This window comes from Okeania sp. (assembly GCF_983059655.1).
Genome location: NZ_CEZPJD010000053.1, coordinates 1 through 20,210, shown reverse-complemented (window position 1 = coordinate 20,210; position 20,210 = coordinate 1). Strand labels below are relative to the sequence as shown.

The window sequence follows — 20,210 nt, the reverse complement described above, 5'->3', positions numbered from 1 at the left end:
GTTGTTGCTTGTGAACCACAAACCGTTACTTTTGCCCGACCTACATCTATTTGGTGTCCTGGTTGAACGTTTTGCTTGTTACCTTTTTCGTCTTCACAGAAAATGTTTCCTCTCTCAAGCTGGAATTTCAAAGCAACAGCAGGAGTTTTAGGAATATAAACAATACAAAGTTCGGGGTTACTCCCTATAGTTACAGTTTCTTTTCCCAGGTTCACCGTCCGAATTTCGTTTGGACCATAACTAATTTCCAGCCATGCCTTCCGAAATAGAACTTCTGTAATCACAATCATTATACCGATACAGAATCCTAATATGGCAGCACCTATTAATCTACCTGCTAGATCGCCAAAAGCTTCAGCGATAGATAGAAAGGCGATCGCTCCTAGAACACCACCAACGGCTCCACCAACTAAAGCTCGTTTTCCCTGTAAGTTAGGTATAAAGAATGCCATACCAAAAGCTAATAATGCTCCAAGTAGTGCCCAGGCCATGCTCCTACCTATAATTGCAACATCTGCCATTCCTCCATAAAATAATTCTCCCATTCCTCCTGCGACTAAACCTGCTGTCAAACTACCTGCAACTCCAGCAGTTCCTTGTAAAAAGTTGAGGGAGGTTCCTAAATAGCGTTTTTGTCCTGTGGTTAGAGCAATAAATGTACCAATAGCTAGTAAGGCAGTCCACAAGCTAGTAGCAACGATCAAAGAAGTCTTTTGGTCTTTGGAAACTTCTTGTGTTCCAATGGCAGAAGCAATCTTTTCTCCAATTTTGGGTAAAATTTTGTCAAAGTTTTGTCGAGCAGCAGCAGTCCTAGCAAGGGAAAAAATTTCACCATCAATTTCTCTTTGTAACGGTTGGAATGTTGAACGGTCTCCATTGCTAATCACTAGATGAAGTTGGTCTATTCCTTGGTCTCGCGCAAATTTTTCGGCGGCTGCTATAGAGGGAGTTTCTTTATCTGGTATTTTAGGTGGAGCATCAGTAATCAAAAGAATAGCTTTAGTAGCATCCTCACGAAATGGTTGTCTTGCTCCTAAAACTAGAGCATCAATACTACTTTCTTTTGTATCTCCTCCATCAACCATTCTAATTTGACTTACTTTGGTTTTAAAGCTATTTGTATCTTTGGTGAATGGTTCTCCTGCAAAAGAAAGAATATTGGGTTCTTCTCCCTCAAAGCGATCGCCAAAAGCTATTAATCCTACCTGTGCGTCTAGTTCTCTTGAGTTTAAAGTAGAGACAAAATTATTGATGCCATTTTTAACCCCATTGATTTCTCCTTTCATGCTGCCAGTAACGTCTAATACAAATAAAACATCAACTTGCTGAAGAGCAGGGGTTGGCAGAATAAATGCCAGTAAGAATTCACCGATAATTGCACCTATTAAGCAACCAAATGCTGCTAAAATTCCGAATATTAGAATCTTTTTTAGAGCTGCTATTTTTTGATACATGATTCATATTTCCTTGATAATACAAATTCATTTTTTCTGATTTAGCATTTCACCAAATTTGATGTTATACCAATTGGAAAAAAGAATATTTCAAATGGTGAGGGCGAATGCCATTCACCCCTACAAGATGTGAAATAATTTTCTGAAATTACTGTAGTGTCAAAGTTTTGAGTCCATAAAATATTACTTTTGACTTTTGAGTTTTGACTTCCGTTGACTTTCGTGAAACGGTATTACTCATTAGCAGGAGTAGATTGTTTTTCTATGTACCATCGCCAACCTATGAAGGGCAATAATCCAAAAATAGTGCAAACAATTAACGTTCCTCCTAATATCAACATTCTGGTTATAAAGGGTAAACTAGGGATATTATTAATCCTAAAATTTTCTTCTGCTGAAAGTTCTCCTACCGTAATTTCAACAGTTTCTTTTTCGTATTGTTTAATAGAAGTAGGTTGATAACGAATTTCATATTCTCCTAATAGAGAAACTAGAAATATTTCTAATGCCTGACTAATCTCTGTAGAATTAGCAGAAAATAGGTATATTCCTTCTGATGCTTGAGCAAGTTTTTCTAGAACTTCTGGATCTATTTCATCATATTTACTACCCTGAGAATATCCATAACCCAAAGTATGTATAGTAATTTCAGGACTATTTTTAATTAATTTTTCTAAATCATTTAGCTCTGATTTTTTCTGGGATAAAACAGGGTCAAAACCATCAGAAACTAGAATAATTCCTAAACGAGATGGCTCTTGAGAACCTTCTTCTAAAAAAGGAGAATTTTCGTTGAGATATCTAATAGCATTCCCTAATGGCTGTCTAATATTTGTACTGCCACAAGGTTTTTTGTCTTTACTATTAAAACGATTTTCTAAGTCTGATAGTTGCTTCTTAAGTTCTGGAGCTTCAGGTGAATAAAATTTACTCAATGCACTATCATTAACTGGCGGTGGAAGATAACCTCCTCCACAATTTTCTCCATCCTCTGCAAAGGGAACAAGTGCAATTTTTGAGGGGTATTTTTTTTCGTCAATATCTTTTATAAAAGAGCGAATTGCTGCAATAGATGCTAACCCTCTAATTTGATTATTTCGATCTAATTGATTCATACTCCCTGTCACATCTAATAAAATAATAATGTTACTAGGGTCTGTTTTTTTTTCATCGTCATCTGGTGCTATTAGTCTAAAATTCTCAACTAACTCCCCATTAGATTTCAGTTCAATATCTTTTTTATCCAGTCCTTCTTTGAGTCTATTTTCCTCATCTAGAACTTTAAATTCAATTACAGCTTCTACTTGATGTTCTGTGTTGTTTTCGTCATAAGATTTAACAATTTTTAGAGTTTCTGCAGCAATAGATGACTGCCATGTTACTGTTAAACTTAATAAGCAAATAGCGCTATGCTTCAGGATCGAGAAATCGGTCATAAAAAACAAACCTCACATATTTTCGAGAATTTTGATTTTGAGTGTAAAGAGTAATAACGGTATTATGATAAAGCTCAATCTCATTTGGATCATCTATCAATTCTGAATCTTTGTCTAAATTAGGTGAACTATTTTCAGGTTGATTAGATATATTGGCATAAGGATTTGGGGCTGTCTTATTTACCGTTTCCGGTGGTTTAATCACAATTTCACTAGGAAGTTTTTTGAGGATATTGTTAGAAAAATTTTCAATAGTTGCTTTTCTACCATTGATTTTAATAGTAGCAATTTTACCGGGTAGATCGTTAACAATAATATCCGCTTGTTCTACATCAGAACCTATAATAATATTCCCTGTTTTGGGAAGTTCTACTGATAGTCCTTCTTCAATAGTAGTAGGTCGATTTCCAGAAGGAACATAAACCAATTTTAAACCACGGTCTTTGTAAGTTTTTCGATTGAGATTATTTGTAGTAGTATTACCTCCATAAATTCGTTCAAAACCGTATCCAGCTTTTAAGGCAAATTGACTATTAGGAGATTCGGTAAAGCTCAAGGCAAAACCAAGCATAGTTCCTAATAAAATAAAGCTCCAAATATCTTGTTTAATAATTATTTCGGAAAAAATAAACACGATAAAACTGACAACTAAGCTCGAACAAATACTTTTGACAAAATGATTTATAACTTTAGTTGTATCATTTTGTATTCCGCCTATTGTTGTTTTATTTAAGACTAATTTACTCCATGTCCGCAAGAGCCATGTTATTCCTTCTGCGAAACCAATAACTAAACCAATTATTAACCAGTCTATCAGTCTGATCGTCCAAGCAGGAAATATAGTTAGTTTAAAAACAAAACTCATTATTCCAGATAAAATTGCTCCCAAAATACTAGCAACAATGGCAATTATTAGAGGTAATTTAAGAACTTTCCAACCTTGTTTTAAGCGAGTTGGATGACTGAAAAAAACTTCTGCCATTACCATTGCAACTGCTAAAAAAATGGTGAGGATAAAAAATTTAATTAAATAGGGATATTGAGCAAAAAATGTCAGGTCTAAGCTATCCCAAATAGGTTTGAAATCTACCAGTAATATTTGACTGAAACTCCAGCCAAGCACTGATGCTAATAGTCCAACAATGAAGTATAACCAGTTACGCATAAAAATTAATTCTTATTATAAAAGTATTGATAAGTATGAACTTGTATTTTTTTCTTGTTGTACATAATAACCATTTTTGATAATCAAAAAATATTTGTTTAATGGCCAAGTCATGCCTTTTCTCTAAATATTATAGCAATTCCTATACTGCTATGGTACACAATTCTAGGTTTTAGGGAAAAGGGAATAGGGAATAGAACAGAAATTAATATCAAATTCAAAAAAGGTTGTTACACTATTAATCTCTAAATTCCCACCGCCATATCAAATGAGTGTAGCAATATTTTATGAAATTGGTATAAATGAAATTAAAGATAGCTGTGCCAAATTAGTTTGAGAAACCCTATGTTAATTATTTATGTTTTCTAGATACCTACTAATTTATAAATCCTTGAATGACAAACAGAAAGAGAGCAATCACTAATAGTATGATTCCTAATAAAAAGAAAGATATAACTATTTCAATTCTAAATGAAGCTAACCCTAGAATAATGGTTGCTATTATATTTAAGAAAGTCAAAAGAGTCAGGATATGAGCAACTTGCTTTATAGTTTTTTCTTTTACTAAGTATGAAAATAATGAAGGATTTACAGCAGTTTTCTTTAGTTTTAAATAAAGTCTGTGAGAAACTTTGCCCTTAATTTTTTGTTCTATTAAAGCCTGGAAAAATAAAAATTCTGTTTTGTGCTGAGAAGTATTTTTGCTAATTTGAGAAAAAATTTGAGTTATTTTTTTATATCCTTTTTTGTGCTTATTTCTATATTTTTTATTATTTAAGTTATGAAGAAAACCTTGAAAAGAGGAACTTGTACTCTCTTGTTGTTGCCCAGTATTACTACTTTCAGTAAGAATAAGTTTTTGGTATGACCAAAATATACCTTCTATCCAAATATTATTTCCTTCAGCAAAGAATCTTTTTAATTTTCCAGATTGATAGAGCCGAAAATTTTTTTGACGAGGCAATTGAAATCTGTCTTCAATAATATAATTTATAATCAACCACACGCCTTCCTCAATAGATTTTTTAAAATAAGGAGTATTTTGTCTTAGCTGAAAATATTTTAAATATTTAGCAGACTTCAAAAATTCTTCCCAAATATCATTTCTACTAAAGAGTAATTGCTGAAACAAATCTACTGCTTTTTCAGGTACTATTAAAGCACTGAGTGTATAGTAACGAATAATAGAAGATAAACTATTAAATTCTGTGATTATTTCTTCTATGCTCTTTGTTGCTAATTTTTGCCATTGTTGATAATTTTGTTGAATATCTGTTGTGATAAATTTAATTTGCTTTTGTGATAAATTTCCATTTTCGACAAAATCGTTGAAAATTGTATTTACAACCGTTTTTTTCTGAACTAACTCTGAAGGAATTCTATTTTCTTGTTGCGGATTTATACTAGGATTTGGTTGTGGCGATCGCTTCACTGTTTCTCGGTCTATATCGTTAACATTTACAATTTCCTGTATATATTCCGGAACAGTTTTTTCTTTGACAAAAAATGGATAATTCTTACCAGATTTCTTTAGACTAAAATAAAGTCTATGAGAAATTTCATCCTTGAGATTTTCTTCTCTTAAAGTCTGGAGCAATATAGACTTAAATTTTGGGCTAGAAGCAATTTTTAGAATGTTAGAATAGCCTTGTTTATACCGTTCTCGATATCCTTTAGTTTTTGACTGATTATAAAAATATTGAAAGGATGAACTTGTATTTTTTTCTTGTTGTGCATCATAACCACTTTTGAGCATCAAAAAGTCTTTGTCTAATGGTGAAACTATGCCTTTTATCCAAAGATTCTCTTCTTCAGTAAAGAACCTTTTTAATTTCCCTGGTTGATAAGGCCATTTTTGTTGAAGAGGTAACATAAATTTGTCTTCAACTATATTATTTATGATTAACCAAACACCTTCCTCAATAGATTTTTTGAACCAGGAATTGTTTTTTGTTGGTTCAATTAGATATTTAAGTCGTTGGCATGAGTACAAAAAAATATTCCAAATATCCTCTTTGCTAAAAAGTAATTGCTGAAACAAATCTACTGCTCTTTCAGGTACGATTAAAGCACTGAGTGTATAGTAACGAATAATAGAAGAGAAGCTATTGAATTCTGTGATTATTTCATCTCTGTTCTTTGTTGCTAATTTTTGCCATTGTTGATGATTTTGGGGGACGTTTGTTTTAATAAATTCAAAAATTTTAAGAGATAATTTTCCATTTTTGACAAAATTATTGAAAATTGTATTTACATTCATAGTTTTACTGGCGATCATTTTTCTAAATACCTAGTTAATAAGTTCTTGAATCACAAACAGTAAGACAGCAATCACTATTAGCAGTAGTGCTAAGACTAAGGGAAATATAACTACTTCAATTCCAAATTGAAGTAATCCTAGAATCACAGTTGCTATTACACCTAATATAGAAAAAATAGCTAGAATCATAGAAGTTTGATTTAACAATCTTTTAGCATTATTTGTTGATTGGTAATTTCTATAATTATTTGCAGGTCTTGTACTTTGAGTATTGTTGGGTACATTACCAAAAGGATTTGGATTTGTTCGTTGGTAATTTTCAGAATTACTTGGAGGTGTTGTATTTGGAACATTTTTGGGTGTACTATCAACAGGATTTGGATTTGTTGGTTGCGGATCTCTGCTAGGAGGTAGTTGTGGTGATCGCCGCCCTATTTTTCGTCCAATCCAATTCAAAATTTCGCATAAATTATCCCAAATATTTCTTTCTTTTACTAGGTCTGAAAATAATGGATAATTTGCAGCAGATTTATTCAGTTTAGAATAAAGTCCATGAGAAACTTTGCCCCTAAACTTTTGTTCTATTAAAGCCTGAAAAAATAAAAATTCTGTTTTGTTGTAAGAAGTATTTTTGCTAACTTGAGAAAAAATTTGAGTTATTTTTTTATATCCTTTTTTGTGCTTCTTTCTATCTTGTTTATTCTCTAAGTTATGAAGAAAACCTTGAAAAGAGAAACTCGTACTCTCCTGTTGTTGCCCAGTATTACTACTTTCATGAAGAAGAAATCTTTGGTATGACCAAAATATACCTTTTCTCCAAATATTATCTTCTTCAGTAAAGAACCTTTTTAATTTTGCAGATTGATAGTGCTGAAAACTTTTTTGAGGAGGTAATTCAAATCTGTCTTCAAAAATATTATTTATAATTAACCACACACCTTCCTCAATAGATTTCCTTAAATAAGGATCATTTTGTCTTTGCTGAAAATATTTAAAATCTTTAGCAGAATTCAAAAAAACATCCCAAATATCATTTCTACTAAAAAGTAATTGCTGAAACAAATCTATGGCTCTTTCGGGTACTATTAAAGCACTTAGTGTATAGTAGTGAATAATAGAAGAAAAACTATTAAATTCTGTGGTTCTTTCATTTATGTTCTTTGTCGCTAACTTTTGCCATTGTTCATAATTTTGCTGAATATCTGTTGTGATAAATTTAATGTTTTCTGGTGATAAATTTCCATTTTCGACAAAATCGTTAAAAACTGACTCAGCATTAAAATTACTTGATGTTGTCCCTTGATTAAACTGAGACAGAGAAGATGCTTGTTGAGAAGAGTAATTACTATGAGCTAATTCTCTTTGATTAGACGGAGAAGGGGAAAGTGCAAGTTGACGAGAAACTGTAGAATAATTTCTCTGAAAAAACTCCTGTGTTCCAGCTTGTATTAAAGTAAAATCTGTAGGACTTGCAACTGAGTCAACATTAAATGCCCAAGCAGCTTTTTTTCGATCGCCACTTACTAAACTTAAACAGGTTTTCCACATTTGTAGTAAGTTAATTTTACTCATCTCTAAACCTGGTTGAAGTAAACGCAACCCATCAAACATACTATAACCACAATTCAGAAAATCTAGTGACTCTAAATCTTGACTACTTAACGGAGAAATTTTATAACTTTTTTCAGACTTATTTTCCAAGATATCGAAAGTTAAATTATCGGGTTTAGCATTGAAAAAAAACCTAATTAAAGTTGTCATTGCATCATAATTTCTATCATAGGATTCCCGACAACAAAAATAACGTTTCACAGGAAAAATTCGATTAGCAAAGTCAATTGCAACAGAAATTACTGCTAAAACAGCCCATTCTTCAATAATTCTTCCTACTAAAGCATTTCCATGAACAAAATTCTCATTAAATTCTTTAAAACCCATCAAATCTCTAGTTTGATGAGGTAAATTTATAAAACTTTGATAATCAATTTTTTGAGAGACATCAAACCGTGAATCTTCCCTTCTAGTCGCTCTTTGAAGAGGCTCAGGAATAAAACCGTCATGGAAGCTACTTCCTATATAAGGGGAGCCATAAAATCCAGTAGACCTCCAACTCTTGCCACAAGATTGATAAGTAAAACCAGACCTAAATTCATAAATTATTACTGTACTTGTTTCAGTCATAAATCTTTTCCAAAATCTATGTTTTATCTTCTAATTATTAACAGTATCTTTTAAAAAGATGGGTCTTTCCATCTTTTGCCTGTAGCTATCCAATACAAAGGATTAACTAAACCGAAAGGTCGCCATTTTTCTGTGTCGTCTATCATTGCTCCATCTTGTAAATTCCTGCCTAAATTTAATCTATTTGGGCGAGGATCGCTTTTGGAAAAAACTCCAAAAGAAGACAAAGCAAAGAAATCAATTTGATTTTTTCTCAGAGAAAGCTTATTTCTTAAAAATTCTCTTGTATTATTCAGATGAACTTGAAATAAATCTCGTTCTGGCTCCCACCGCCTCGTCCACAGTTCACCACGCTCACATTTACTCATTACAAAAGCAATTCGTATTTGTCTCAGGTTACTTTGTATTTTTGTTAGTTCATCTGGAGAAAAAATATAGTTGTCTTTGGGAAATTCAGATAGAAGTTTATGAAAGACACTTATGTAAAACCCATCAATATTTGCAACAATAGTAAACTCATTTCCTCGATCTTGTAAACAGAAATCAGGCAGCAAAACTATCCATCCATTCGCCTTTGTTAAGCAATCTAAGAGATAAGGTTTTATCTGTGTAGATGAATCTGTTGTTCTTAGTAGTTCTTGAAAGAATTCACCAGCATAATCTTTAGCCTTTAATTCAATTTCTGTTGGTTTATATTGTGACTTAATTTTTAGAGAAAATTCGTAGTCTTGTAAACTACCCTCAAAGGTTGTAGGTGCTAAAGGTCTTTTAGTTTCCCAACTATCTCTTACTTTACTTTCTAACTGACGGGTTGCTCCTCTTGTATCGACATTAACTTTTCGATGATTTTTGTTTTGACTGTAATTAGTAATTGATAATAAAGCTCCCAAAAAAGTAGTTTTACCTGAAGCTCTCGGACCAATTATATAAATATTTTTCTTATTTTCACCAGGCAGAGTCGTAATAGGTGCAGCAGGAGTTTGTGGCATTTTTAGATATCCTTAGTAATAGACGTAAATTATATCACTTACCTACTTAAGTTCCAATGTATAGCCATGGTAACTCTAATAACGGGCGAGCTTTATAAGTTGTAATAAAGACTTGAGTTTTCACAATACGGTTCTGCTCAAAACGGTAAATTAGCTCCCGAACGTTATCAAAAATAGGTAAAACATTTGTTTTATGTTGAATCCAGTTAATAGATTTTTCTCGTTGCAAAACTTCGGAAATTTGTTGCACATTGCAAAACAAATCTGCCATATTTAAGCAAAAAATTACATACTGATTATTTCTGGCATTATTTTCTAGAAAATTAATCCATTCTTGAAAACGATTTTTCCATTGAGTTTGTTTTCTAAACCGAATATCCTGTATGTTTAATCCATCATTTCCAACTAAATTCTCCTTTAATAATTCTCGGTAGGGAGCCATAACTATCATTAAAAATTTAGCATTATGGAGAGTTGTTAAAAGAAAACTCCAATCTTGAGGATGAGCTTTGCGCCATCTAGAATCTTCTGCTCTCCAAGCTTCTCCAGGAGAATCAATCAAATTTACCTTGATCTCTTTAATATTACCAGATAAATTAACCCTCAGTTCCATAGGTATATTATTAATACTATCTGTAGGCATAACTTGACCATCAATAGTAAATTGTTCTAAATCATCATAAGAAGGATCAATAACCTGAACATTACCTCTGTTAGACTTAGCTAACTCCAACATCAAAGTAGTTTTTCCTACTGCTTGGTCTCCCATAACAATAACTGACATAGTTTATTGAAAAATTAAATAAATTTAATTATACTCTAGTTCAAAGGCGCGGTATCCCAGAGAAATTTGTTTGCACCATTTACTAATGATAAAATCTATTTTAGCGCTATAAACATTTCCTGATACTTCTCTTTCCAAGGAAGTTTTAAACTTGTTATATTCTTGTTTGCTATTTTTATTAAAAAATGCTTGTGGATTATCTTCCTCCTTCTCAGTCAACTCAATAGAATATGACCAAATTTTATTCCCGGCGTTGCTGAGACTTAAAATTAATGTGTACTGAATTAATCCCACCTTACCATGTTCATAATAGGGATTAATATTACCTAAATCTGGTGCATAAATCCCCAAAACAAATGCCCAAGATTCAACTGCCCAAATAGATGCTTCTTCCGTAATAGCACGTTGATTTTGAATTCGTTTAGCAAGCTGTTTCAGTAAGAGTTCTAAAGGAATAATTTGGGCATTTTTTTGCAACTCATCTATGATTTGCTCTTCCAGTGCGACAACAAGTGCTGAGATTTCCTTTGGATATTCTCCACACAAATCTGATAGAACAGCTTTACATTTTTTTGCTTCGCTGTACTGGGTTATTCCCTCTTTTTGAATCAATTGATAAAGTGTTTGACGAGGTATGTTATTCATCTTTTCCCATAGCTTTATTGCTCTATTTATTTGATTGCGACAAAAAGAACAATCTAAACATTCAGGACTAATTAACAGTAAAAATACAGGGGATTGATTAAAGTAATCAGGGATTTTGAGTCCTAATTTAAAATCGGTCATCTGGTATTTATAAGAGCCAATTTTGGTTAAACTTTGTCTGCTCAAAATAACCAGTTTTTTTTAAAAATCATCTCGTAGTTGTCGGTCTTCATAAGCATAATAAATAAAAGTTTTAATGCCTTTACTATCATCTAGTTTATCATCTTCATAACTATAATATGATGGATAATTTGGCTTAGTATTTTGAATGGCTTTGACTAAAGCTTCAATCGCTTGCTTATTTCCTTTTACTACTTCAATGAGAGATTGTACCGCATCCCGATCCGATTGATTGTAAATATGATCGCCTATATGAATCTTTTCCCCTTCCCCAATGTTGACGTTGTGCTTGCCAAACTGAGTTACAATCTGACGATCGCCAGTCAGAAGCAACTGATGTAAAATGGTAATATCCTCATTGGTTTGTTGCCCCTTTTCAATCCGATTCAAAATTTGTTTAAGTTCTTCAACAAGTGCCATCAGATACTTGAGTTTGAGTTAAATTGCATTACGGCTAAACCACTTTTTTTCTATCCTCATTACGAGGATAAGCATTTTGTGACTTTATCTTCTCCAAATTTTAATGGTCTGGTCTCTTCCTCCACTAATTAATGTTTTCCCATCTGGACTTATTGCAATAGATGTAACTCCTCGATAGTGTTGTTCTGGAAAAAGTTGTGACTCTTTTTCAGAAATTTTCCATTCAACAATTGTCCCATCATTACTTCCACTTACTAAAATTTTACCGTCTGGGCTAAATACCAAACAAGTAATAGCATCTGAATGTTGTCGAAGGGTTTCTGGCGTTTCTCCTGCATTTAAATTCCATAATTTAATAGCGTTATCGTTACTTCCACTAGCAAGTATTTTTCCATCTGGACTAAATGCAAGAGTATAAACTGCATCTCGATGGGCTGAAAGCGTACCTAAGCATTTTTTTTCAGCGATATCCCACATTTTGATGGTTTTATCGTAACTACAGCTTGCCAGAATTCGTTGATTTTTAGGATTAAATCTTACACAGCTTACTTTATCTGAATGCCCCGAAAGTTTAGCAATTTCTTTTCCATTCTCAACATTCCACAATTTAATATCTTTGTTATCATTGGCTGCTAATATTTTGCCATCTGAACTAAAAGTAACTGAGTCAAAACCTGAGACATCAAAAAAATTACTAAAAAGAGTTTTATCAAAAGTATGAAACGCCTCGGTTTCACCGTTCCGCCAAATCTTTATTTTATAAGCTTTACAGGCAGCGGTTAGCTGACCATCTGGGCTAATTGCTACAGAGGTAAACCATAAATCAGAAATATCTGTCACCGCAATTTCTTGTATTGGAGAGTGAAAAAAATCGGGGGAGATGACAGTATATGGTAATATGGACAAATGTCTAATTACTCCGAACCCGTTATCTACCAACTCAAAGTCGTACTACTGGGTATTAGTCCGATGATATGGCGTCGCCTACTGGTCAAAAGCGACAGTACCATAGAAGACCTGCATTATATCCTCCAAATTGCAATGGGATGGGAAGATATCCACCTTCATTACTTCACCATTCATGGTCAACAATATGGAGTGAGCAAACTAGGGGGTATAGACTTTCACACAAATGCCAGCCTCGTTAAACTTAGCCAATTCAGATTTCAACAAAAAGAGAAGTTTTTATATGAATATGATTTGAGTACCTCTCCCGCGCTGGGAGTATGGCGACATTGGTGGCAACATCAAATCCGAGTAGAAGCCATTCTCCCTCTACAATCAAATCAAATACTTCCAATTTGTATTAGTGGAAAAGGCATTTGTCCACCAGAAAATTGTGGTGGAGCTTGGGGTTTTATGAAAGCCAGAGATGAATTTTCAGTTCACAACTTCTTAGAACTTTTAACCTCCTTATTAGAAGATAAAAATATAGAAATAGATAGAGAAGAAATAGCCCAACTACAAACATGGCTTAAGGTTTACCAAAATAAATTTGACCGTCAGCTAGTCAATAAACGTTTAAAGCAATATAGTCAAGGAGACAAAGAATCTATATTATTTAGACAGGAGATACTGTGAAAATCAAATTTCAAGTAGTAGTAGAATCAGATGATAGTCAGCCACAAATTATTCAAGAAATAACAGAAATTGAGCGAAGTTATTTACAACCAGAAAACCTCGGACTAAGCTTAACAGAAGCTAAAACATTACTAAAAAAAGTTCAACAAACTTTAGTAGAACAACAAATAGCAGAATATGAACATCAACAGAATTCATGTCAGCATTGTCAAAAAAAATTATTGCATAAAGACAAGCGAACAATTGTTTATAGAACTCTATTTGGTAAATTAAAACTACCATGTAATCGATTATTTCACTGTAGCTGTCAGAAACATTCAACCCGAACATTTCAACCATTAGCTAACTTACTCAAACAAAGAACATCCCCAGAATTGTTATATTTAGAATCAAAATTTGCCTCTTTAATGTCCTACGGACTTTCTGTCAAACTATTAGAAGAATTACTACCCATAGAAGGACAAATAAATCCTACAACTGTACGTAATAACGTACACAAAATAGCTCAACGTCTGGAGAATGAATTAGGAGATGAAATTGATACATACATCGAAGGAACTCCCAGAGATTGGGAGCAATTGCCACGTCCTGACTTGCCATTAGTAGTAGGAGTAGATGGAGGGTATGTTCGTTACTATGACAAACATAACAAGAAGGCAGGTAACTTTGAAGTTATAGTGGGCAAGAGTATCAAAGCAGATAGTACCTCCAAACGCTTTGGCTTTACTTATAGTTATGACGATAAGCCAAAACGTCGTATATTTGAAGTTTTGAAATCTCAGGGTATGCAACCTCATCAACAAGTAACTGTAATCTCAGATGGTGATGAAAAAATCCGTGAATTGTTATGGGGTTTAAATCCATCTACCGAGCATATTTTAGACTGGTTTCATATTACCATGCGTATTACTGTAATGAATCAGATGGCCAAAGGTTTAACTACTAAAGACTTCAAGCTACGAAAGTCAATTAAGGAAGATTTAACGAGTGTTAAATGGTATTTATGGCATGGCAATGTTTATAAAGCATTGCAACTGATTCAATATTTATTAGATGACACTTGGTTTTTAGCTAAGGGTGAGAGCAAGTCATGTCCGGTAGCTCTTAAACTATACGAGATGATGGAAAAATTTCGTACTTACATCAGTAATAATGAAGGACTGATTCCTAATTACGGGGAACGTTGGCGGTATGAGGAAAGTATTTCCAGTAGTTTTGTCGAATCAACGGTTAATCAAGTGATTAGCAAACGTATGGTTAAAAAACAACAAATGAGATGGACTCCACAAGGCGCTCATTTGCTGCTGCAAATACGAACGCAGGTTCTTAATGGAGAGTTGAAGGAGAAATTCCAGCATTGGTACTCAGGAATTCAACTCAACAGGTGAATCAAGTTAACCTGCTGTTGATGCAGTTTAAAGGTGAGAGCAAAATAGAATAGTTCTTCGTGCAATATATAGCAACCGCCAACTTTTCACTATCGTTGGTCAAATTGTGGTGGGTAGATAATAAGAGTGAACCACTTGTTTGAATGGGGCGCTCGGCAGTAATCGACTCCTGATTGTCTGCTAAGTCTGTAAGTCATGCCACACAAGCTTTGTAGCTACATTTGTCATGTATATACACGCACTCAACACTCACTTTTCAGAGAAAGAGTACTACTAATACTCTTTTGTTATGGGAAAATTTTCTGGCATTAATATATATTAAATCTCTACTTATTAGTCATTTTTTAATAATATTTTCAAAGCTTTTTGAGCAACTTTTTCTGCTCTTAATGATGTAACTTTTTGATACTTTAAAGTAGTTTGAATGTGAGAATGACCCATCAAGGCCCGTAGTTCCTCAATTCCCATTAAACCCACTCTTTCTGTGGCAAAAGTATGACGTAAATCATGTAGCCTCACTCCTGTTAATATGGGACTTTGATTGGTTACTTCTCTCCATAAGCTATAAACTCGATGGTAGGATAATCGGGTCACAATTTTGGTTAATGGATGTCTTGCTGTAAATAGAGCTTGATGAGGGTTGTAGCGATAATATTGGATATACTTTTCTAAGTGGGTAGCAGCATCTGAACTATAAAAACACCAGCGTTTTTTATTACCTTTACCTATGACTTGAAATTTACAATTATCTTGGTCAATATCTTCTAAATTTAAGGATAATAATTCACTGATTCTTGCTCCTGTGCGATGCAGAAGTCTGACAATAGTATGTAGACGAATATCCGGTTCAACTAATTGGTATAAGATTTCTAGTTGTTTATTAGTTAAATAACGAATTACACTATCATCCTGATGTTCGCCTTTGGAACGGTTTGGTTTTTGTTGTTGTATCCCTGTGGCTGGATTAACTTTTATATAACCTTTTTGTACAGCAAAGTTGAATAAAGATTGTATAATTGTTTGATGACGGTTATGGGTTGTATAAGATAAATGAATTAAGGAGGTTAGATAATCTTCAATTAGTTTTCTATTAATAATTTCAATAGGGTAACTACCGAATTTTTCTAGTAAGGGCATTAAAGTTACTTCATAGGATAATTTGGTAGAGTTAGATAGGCTGTCTCTATAAATAAATTCAGTGGTAACTTGAGCTAGAGTTTTAGTCACACATAAAGAGATATTAATTGTTCTTTTTCTTGTTCTTAGTGAGTGACTATTAAACAGGATTATTATTAAATTTTTATGTATATTATTGATTCATCTAAAACCCCAAAACCAGAAGAAACCGTAGGTGAGTATTTGAGAAGACTGAGGGAAAGTGCTAATATCTCTCAGCAAGACTTGGCAGAAGCTGCTGGTATTCATTTACAAAGTTTAGGTAAGTTGGAAAGGGGTTTAACTAAACGTTTGAATAGTAAAACTAAGAAAGGATTAGCTATTGCTTTAAATATTCCAGAAGAATATTTAGAAGCAGTATTAAATGGAACATCTGTTGAAGGGGTTCAGAAAAAACAGTTTTGTCCTCATTGTTGGAAAGGTGGTACGACTCCTGACCCAGTTTGGACTCTTTCTCGTGCTAAGTATTGTTTAATTTGTGGGAATGTTTTATTCAATTCTTGTCAAAAATGTCAGGAACCTTTAATGTCTTTTAAGCATAAGTTTTGTCCAAATTGTGGTACTCCATATACTAAAAAAAATAAGTAGGGTTTACTATCTATGAACGTTTGAATTTGTGCAGTTGTGTAGTTGTTTGCGCTCAGATAGTTGCCAACAAAAACGCTCTTATTTACAAAATGTATGACGCTGCACAGCCGTGACACTCTCCTTGTATTTCTGCCATACTGTCATCTCCCCCGATTTTTTTCACTCTCCTATTGTTTCCCAGGTACTTTTCTGCTTCTGCCAAAGTTTAATAACTTGATTTCCTCCACTAATAAAATACTCTTGATGTGGATTTTGACTAAAAGCTAACTTTAATCCATAACGCATCACTGATTGCTGTGAAATATCAGTCAACTTTTTGGCTAGTTTATCAATAAAAGGAATTCTGGTCGATTGAATTTCAACTTGAGTGTAATCATTTTCAGTTGCACTGGCGACACATTGCCAAGTTACTTTTTGAATTGCTTTAACTAAGGCTTTAATTGCTTCTTCATCCCATTTTTGGTAAATGCGATCGCCTATGTAAATTTCTCTCCCTTCTCCTCCAATATTGACATTATACTTGCCGAGTTGTCGTACAACCTGGTGATTACCAGATTGTTGTAGTATTTGGCGCAGCTTAGTAATATCTTCAGAAGTTTGCTGTCCTTTTTCAATGCGATTGAGAATTTGCTTAAGTTCTTCAGAAAATGCCATAGTATCTCCATTTTACTAGATTGCGATTGCAGGGAAATAGTGATTTTACTTATTAGTATGTGGTGTTTGATTTTATTTTGAGACAATTTCGACTACTGATAATCATCTCCAATCTTCAAATTACTTACTTGCTGATAATTTAAGTTCTCTTGTCCTAGTTGATCCACGTCCTGAGTAATCTGAGTGCTGTTTTTAGCGATAGGTTGTTGGTTAGACTTGCTAGATTGTGGATCAACTTGTGTACTATCATGTAGATATATAGTGCTGCCAGCACCAGCATTAGTGTTGAATTTTGCGTTTTTCTGATTAACTATTTGGTGGTTGTCTACAGTTTGAATATTTTGATCATTGTCTTTAGAGATAGGTTGTTCATTTGCATTTCCGGATTCAGTTTCTATTTCTTGACGCTTGAACAAATAGCCATCTTCAACACGCATGAAAATCACAGGAGTAGCAAAATCTCGCTTGCGATGTGAAGTCTCTAACCCAATTGTGCGCCGACCATTCTGAGATGCAATATCAACAGGTTGACCTTTAGCTAAACGTTCATAAAATTCATAGGCAAACTGACTTGCTGTAATATTAGAAACCTCATACTGCATTGCCACAACAACAGGAATATTCATTTGCACAATCTTAGATGCAGTACCTGCAAAAGCCCTAGAAGCAGATAGCATTCCGCTTTCACAAGCTTGTAGTAGCACAACTCCTGGAGTCCATCGATTAAAAAGTTCGCTGAAGTCACCAGCATCCATCCACAAAGCTGTGTTGAAAACCTTTTTCATTAGAGCAATTTGGCCGACCTCTTCACCTGCTTCATTCTGCATTTGACCATGACCAATAAAATGGAAAATATGAGGTTGTTGCTCAAGTAAGTTATCAATAGCAGTAGGAGTTGCTGGATTAACTATAGGCAGTAGTTCAATTTGCTCTGCCTGTTCTTGTGCCAAGCTTTCTAATGTTTCCTGTACCTCTTCATACTTAACTGTGCCTAAATCTTTAGGAGCCGCGATCGCTAGAGCAATCCTTAATTTTTCACCTTTTTGTAACTGAATTGGTTCAGCAGAATGCCACAAAGCGCGACGACGTGAAAAAACAAGATTTGGATCTGTACCCAACCAGCGTTCGCCTAAATTAGCACTAGCAGGCAAACACATAAACTCCCAAGGCAATGCAGCAACTTCAGGCATCGTTTGCTCATCAATATCTAGCTCTATTCGCAAAAGCTGTTTTTTGTCCCGCACAGCCTCTTGATAGAAGTTGATCAACTCTTGACGCAATACATCATCAAAGATTGTCTCAAATAGAGCTTCTCCAAGTTTTCGTACTTGCTTAGAGTCATTTAGTTCATTGGTGAGAACGGGTTGAAGCAGGCGAGTAATCTGTTCTAGTTTCTCCTTATATCGAAATGGTCTCGAAGGTTCCCCTCTAGATTGATGGAGATCGTCCCACTTTTCTATCCGAACAAATTCATCATTAGCGAGCCGAATGCGAAAAGTATAGTAGGTCTTAGTCACAAATTTTTCCTATTACAAAAGTAAAACTGCTTTTCTAGTAACTAGGTTGCTTTAGGAAGGATTAAAGTCCATGTCTCACCATCAGTATTTCCACGACAAAAGTGAATTGCTGCGTCATTACCTTTTCCTAAAAGCTTTTGGAAATTCTCTGATAACTTAGCTGCTACATCCTCTAAATTGGCAGTTAACCAGTTCATGTTAGGTTCAGCCCATGCTATACCTTGCAGAGTAATTGATTCAGTTCCCTTAGGTACTTTGAAGACTATTGCAAATTTCGCTGTCCCGATTTTCTGTAACTCTTGATCCTGAATACACCAGTAGCAAGTAGAACTCCCTTCACCATTTGTCATAATTTCTGGATGACCGAGTTGATATTGATAGGCTGGAACAGCAAGAAATGCTTTAAAGTCATCCTTACTACTGACATTCGTCTTGAGTACGCTAGGAAGTAATTCCAACAATTCTGGCAAATGAGAGTTATCGATGCCTACGTTCCAATCTAGGCTACCATTCAGCCCCACTTTCATTCCTACACCAAAACTCATAACTGAGCGCCACTGATGGGTGGGAAACAGACTCTGAAGGATAGGTTCACCACTCCCTTTCGGCCCAAAATCTAGCTCGCAGGTCAATCGCAAAAATCTAGCAGATCGCTCAGGACGTAGAGCGACAGTGAGGGTCATGTAATAGAAGTCCCACTGCTGCATCTGCTGTTTGTAGATGTCATTCAGTTCTACTCCACTATTTTTGAATGTGTTTTCTGTCAGTTGAATTAAGGTGTCTTTAGGATTACCAAAACTAACCTTTGATAGACGCAAACTTTCAATAGCTTCTGCTCCTACACCCAGTTTTGTTCCACCAGTTAGGGTCTCCTCCCAGTCTTGAACCTCTTGAAACAGGTCAGATAATAAAGCCTCAGCCTCGTGTAGATTAGGTGGAGATGGTTCATTGTTGTTAATTTTACGCTCCATTTAGATATCCTCCAATATGAGTTAAGATTACAAATCCTCAAAATTCTGATGTAACCTTGATACTTAGTTTCTCAATCTGCACCCATTCTTCTCCAGGATATACATACGCACGAATTTCATAATCTTCTGGAGGTTGAGGCTCAAATGTAGTTGTTCCATTTTCACCTACACACCTACATTAGAATAATCATTGCTACTGAATGGTCTTCTAGACGAAAATTGTAACTCAATCCTATATCTTTCAGAGTAAGGTATACCCTCAAAAGAAAAATTAACTGTAATAGGTTCCAACCTAGTAAAAGTTGTCTTGTCAGTTTTGAGATTTGCTCTAGGGCGTGTAGAAGGTGATTGAGGAGAGTTTTCCTTAGCATTATCGCTGTTTCCTGTATCTTCACCTCTTCAGCAATAGGATTATTTTTAAGCTCATCCAACTGTTCCTGTAAATTCTTGATTCGATCATCTTTTTCAAGGAAATGGCTATACGCTTCAGTCCTATTTGAGTCCAAAGTTTAAGGTAGGGCATTGCTCTTAGAGTTATCGCATTCTAGATAATGAATTTACAGCATTTCAGTTTTCACTATACCTCTCAACAAAAGTCCTAATGATCGAGTCCTTAGTCCCTAGTCACTGTTGACCATTTTAAATGTATGATAAGAGCGGTTATAGACGTTTAGGCCCTTTCACTCTTTCCCTAAAAATTATCAATAATATTTTTTCAAAAATAAAATTACTAAATAATAACAACAACTGCTATAGGTAGCCCCAGAGTATAACAAGGTGTACTATGGGAATGATAATAATTGTTTACGTCCCCATGAGTG

Annotated in this window: 17 protein-coding genes; 3 read left to right on the top strand and 14 right to left on the bottom strand. The window is 34.3% G+C overall.

Annotation, left to right across the window (positions count from 1 at the left end; translation table 11 throughout):
- From AC3DU7_RS05600 to AC3DU7_RS05555, 10 genes are all read right to left on the bottom strand, one after another.
- A partial coding sequence (locus AC3DU7_RS05600) for a vWA domain-containing protein (protein WP_488038368.1) occupies positions 1–1,454 on the bottom strand: 1,454 nt, incomplete at its 3' end.
- Positions 1,455–1,687: 233 nt separating this feature from the next.
- The gene (locus AC3DU7_RS05595) at positions 1,688–2,890 is read right to left on the bottom strand and encodes a vWA domain-containing protein (RefSeq protein ID WP_488038367.1); all 1,203 of its coding nucleotides are present in this window, start codon (positions 2,888–2,890) and stop codon (positions 1,688–1,690) included.
- Positions 2,862–4,055, bottom strand: coding sequence for an MATE family efflux transporter (locus tag AC3DU7_RS05590; protein WP_488038366.1), 1,194 nt, complete (start codon positions 4,053–4,055; stop codon positions 2,862–2,864). The genes AC3DU7_RS05595 and AC3DU7_RS05590 overlap by 29 nt, the downstream gene beginning before the upstream one ends.
- Before the next feature lie 376 nt (positions 4,056–4,431).
- The gene (locus AC3DU7_RS05585; protein ID WP_488038365.1) at positions 4,432–6,333 is read right to left on the bottom strand and encodes a hypothetical protein; all 1,902 of its coding nucleotides are present in this window, start codon (positions 6,331–6,333) and stop codon (positions 4,432–4,434) included.
- Between the two features lie 12 nt (positions 6,334–6,345).
- Positions 6,346–8,496 carry a hypothetical protein gene (locus AC3DU7_RS05580; RefSeq protein WP_488038364.1) on the bottom strand — a complete coding sequence of 717 codons (2,151 nt, stop codon included), beginning with the start codon at positions 8,494–8,496 and terminating at the stop codon, positions 6,346–6,348.
- A gap of 50 nt (positions 8,497–8,546) precedes the next feature.
- Entirely contained in the window at positions 8,547–9,485 is a 939-nt protein-coding gene (locus AC3DU7_RS05575; protein WP_488038363.1) for a TRAFAC clade GTPase domain-containing protein, read from the bottom strand.
- Between the two features lie 46 nt (positions 9,486–9,531).
- Positions 9,532–10,269: a hypothetical protein gene (locus tag AC3DU7_RS05570; RefSeq protein ID WP_488038362.1), complete on the bottom strand. Its 738-nt coding sequence runs from the start codon at positions 10,267–10,269 to the stop codon at positions 9,532–9,534.
- A gap of 24 nt (positions 10,270–10,293) precedes the next feature.
- Positions 10,294–10,914 (bottom strand): hypothetical protein, encoded by a 621-nt coding sequence (locus tag AC3DU7_RS05565; RefSeq protein ID WP_488038361.1) that lies wholly within the window; start codon positions 10,912–10,914, stop codon positions 10,294–10,296.
- Between the two features lie 201 nt (positions 10,915–11,115).
- A complete protein-coding gene (locus tag AC3DU7_RS05560) occupies positions 11,116–11,514 on the bottom strand; it encodes a hypothetical protein (RefSeq protein WP_488038360.1) in 399 nt (132 codons plus the stop codon).
- Positions 11,515–11,598: 84 nt separating this feature from the next.
- Positions 11,599–12,420 (bottom strand): WD40 repeat domain-containing protein, encoded by an 822-nt coding sequence (locus AC3DU7_RS05555; RefSeq protein ID WP_488038359.1) that lies wholly within the window; start codon positions 12,418–12,420, stop codon positions 11,599–11,601.
- On the opposite strand from AC3DU7_RS05555, the gene AC3DU7_RS05550 reads away from it, so the two are divergent.
- Together AC3DU7_RS05550 and AC3DU7_RS05545 are read left to right on the top strand one after the other, a co-directional pair.
- The gene (locus tag AC3DU7_RS05550; RefSeq protein ID WP_488038358.1) at positions 12,421–13,095 is read left to right on the top strand and encodes a plasmid pRiA4b ORF-3 family protein; all 675 of its coding nucleotides are present in this window, start codon (positions 12,421–12,423) and stop codon (positions 13,093–13,095) included. It begins immediately after the preceding gene.
- A complete protein-coding gene (locus AC3DU7_RS05545) occupies positions 13,092–14,483 on the top strand; it encodes an ISKra4 family transposase (RefSeq protein WP_488038357.1) in 1,392 nt (463 codons plus the stop codon). Before AC3DU7_RS05550 ends, AC3DU7_RS05545 begins: the two co-directional genes overlap by 4 nt.
- 333 nt (positions 14,484–14,816) lie before the next feature.
- Here the strand turns inward: AC3DU7_RS05545 and AC3DU7_RS05540 are convergent, their stop codons facing one another.
- Positions 14,817–15,710 (bottom strand): tyrosine-type recombinase/integrase, encoded by an 894-nt coding sequence (locus AC3DU7_RS05540; RefSeq protein ID WP_488038356.1) that lies wholly within the window; start codon positions 15,708–15,710, stop codon positions 14,817–14,819.
- A gap of 75 nt (positions 15,711–15,785) precedes the next feature.
- Here AC3DU7_RS05540 and AC3DU7_RS05535 point away from each other — a divergent pair, with 75 nt between their 5' ends.
- Positions 15,786–16,247, top strand: coding sequence for a helix-turn-helix domain-containing protein (locus AC3DU7_RS05535; RefSeq protein WP_488038355.1), 462 nt, complete (start codon positions 15,786–15,788; stop codon positions 16,245–16,247).
- A gap of 159 nt (positions 16,248–16,406) precedes the next feature.
- Here the strand turns inward: AC3DU7_RS05535 and AC3DU7_RS05530 are convergent, their stop codons facing one another.
- From AC3DU7_RS05530 to AC3DU7_RS05520, 3 genes are all read right to left on the bottom strand, one after another.
- Complete coding sequence (locus tag AC3DU7_RS05530; RefSeq protein ID WP_488038354.1) at positions 16,407–16,901, bottom strand: hypothetical protein; 495 nt, start codon at positions 16,899–16,901, stop codon at positions 16,407–16,409.
- A gap of 92 nt (positions 16,902–16,993) precedes the next feature.
- Entirely contained in the window at positions 16,994–18,418 is a 1,425-nt protein-coding gene (locus tag AC3DU7_RS05525; RefSeq protein ID WP_488038353.1) for a CHAT domain-containing protein, read from the bottom strand.
- A 41-nt stretch (positions 18,419–18,459) separates the two neighbouring features.
- Positions 18,460–19,389: a hypothetical protein gene (locus AC3DU7_RS05520; protein WP_488038352.1), complete on the bottom strand. Its 930-nt coding sequence runs from the start codon at positions 19,387–19,389 to the stop codon at positions 18,460–18,462.
- Between the last annotated feature and the right edge of the window lie 821 nt (positions 19,390–20,210).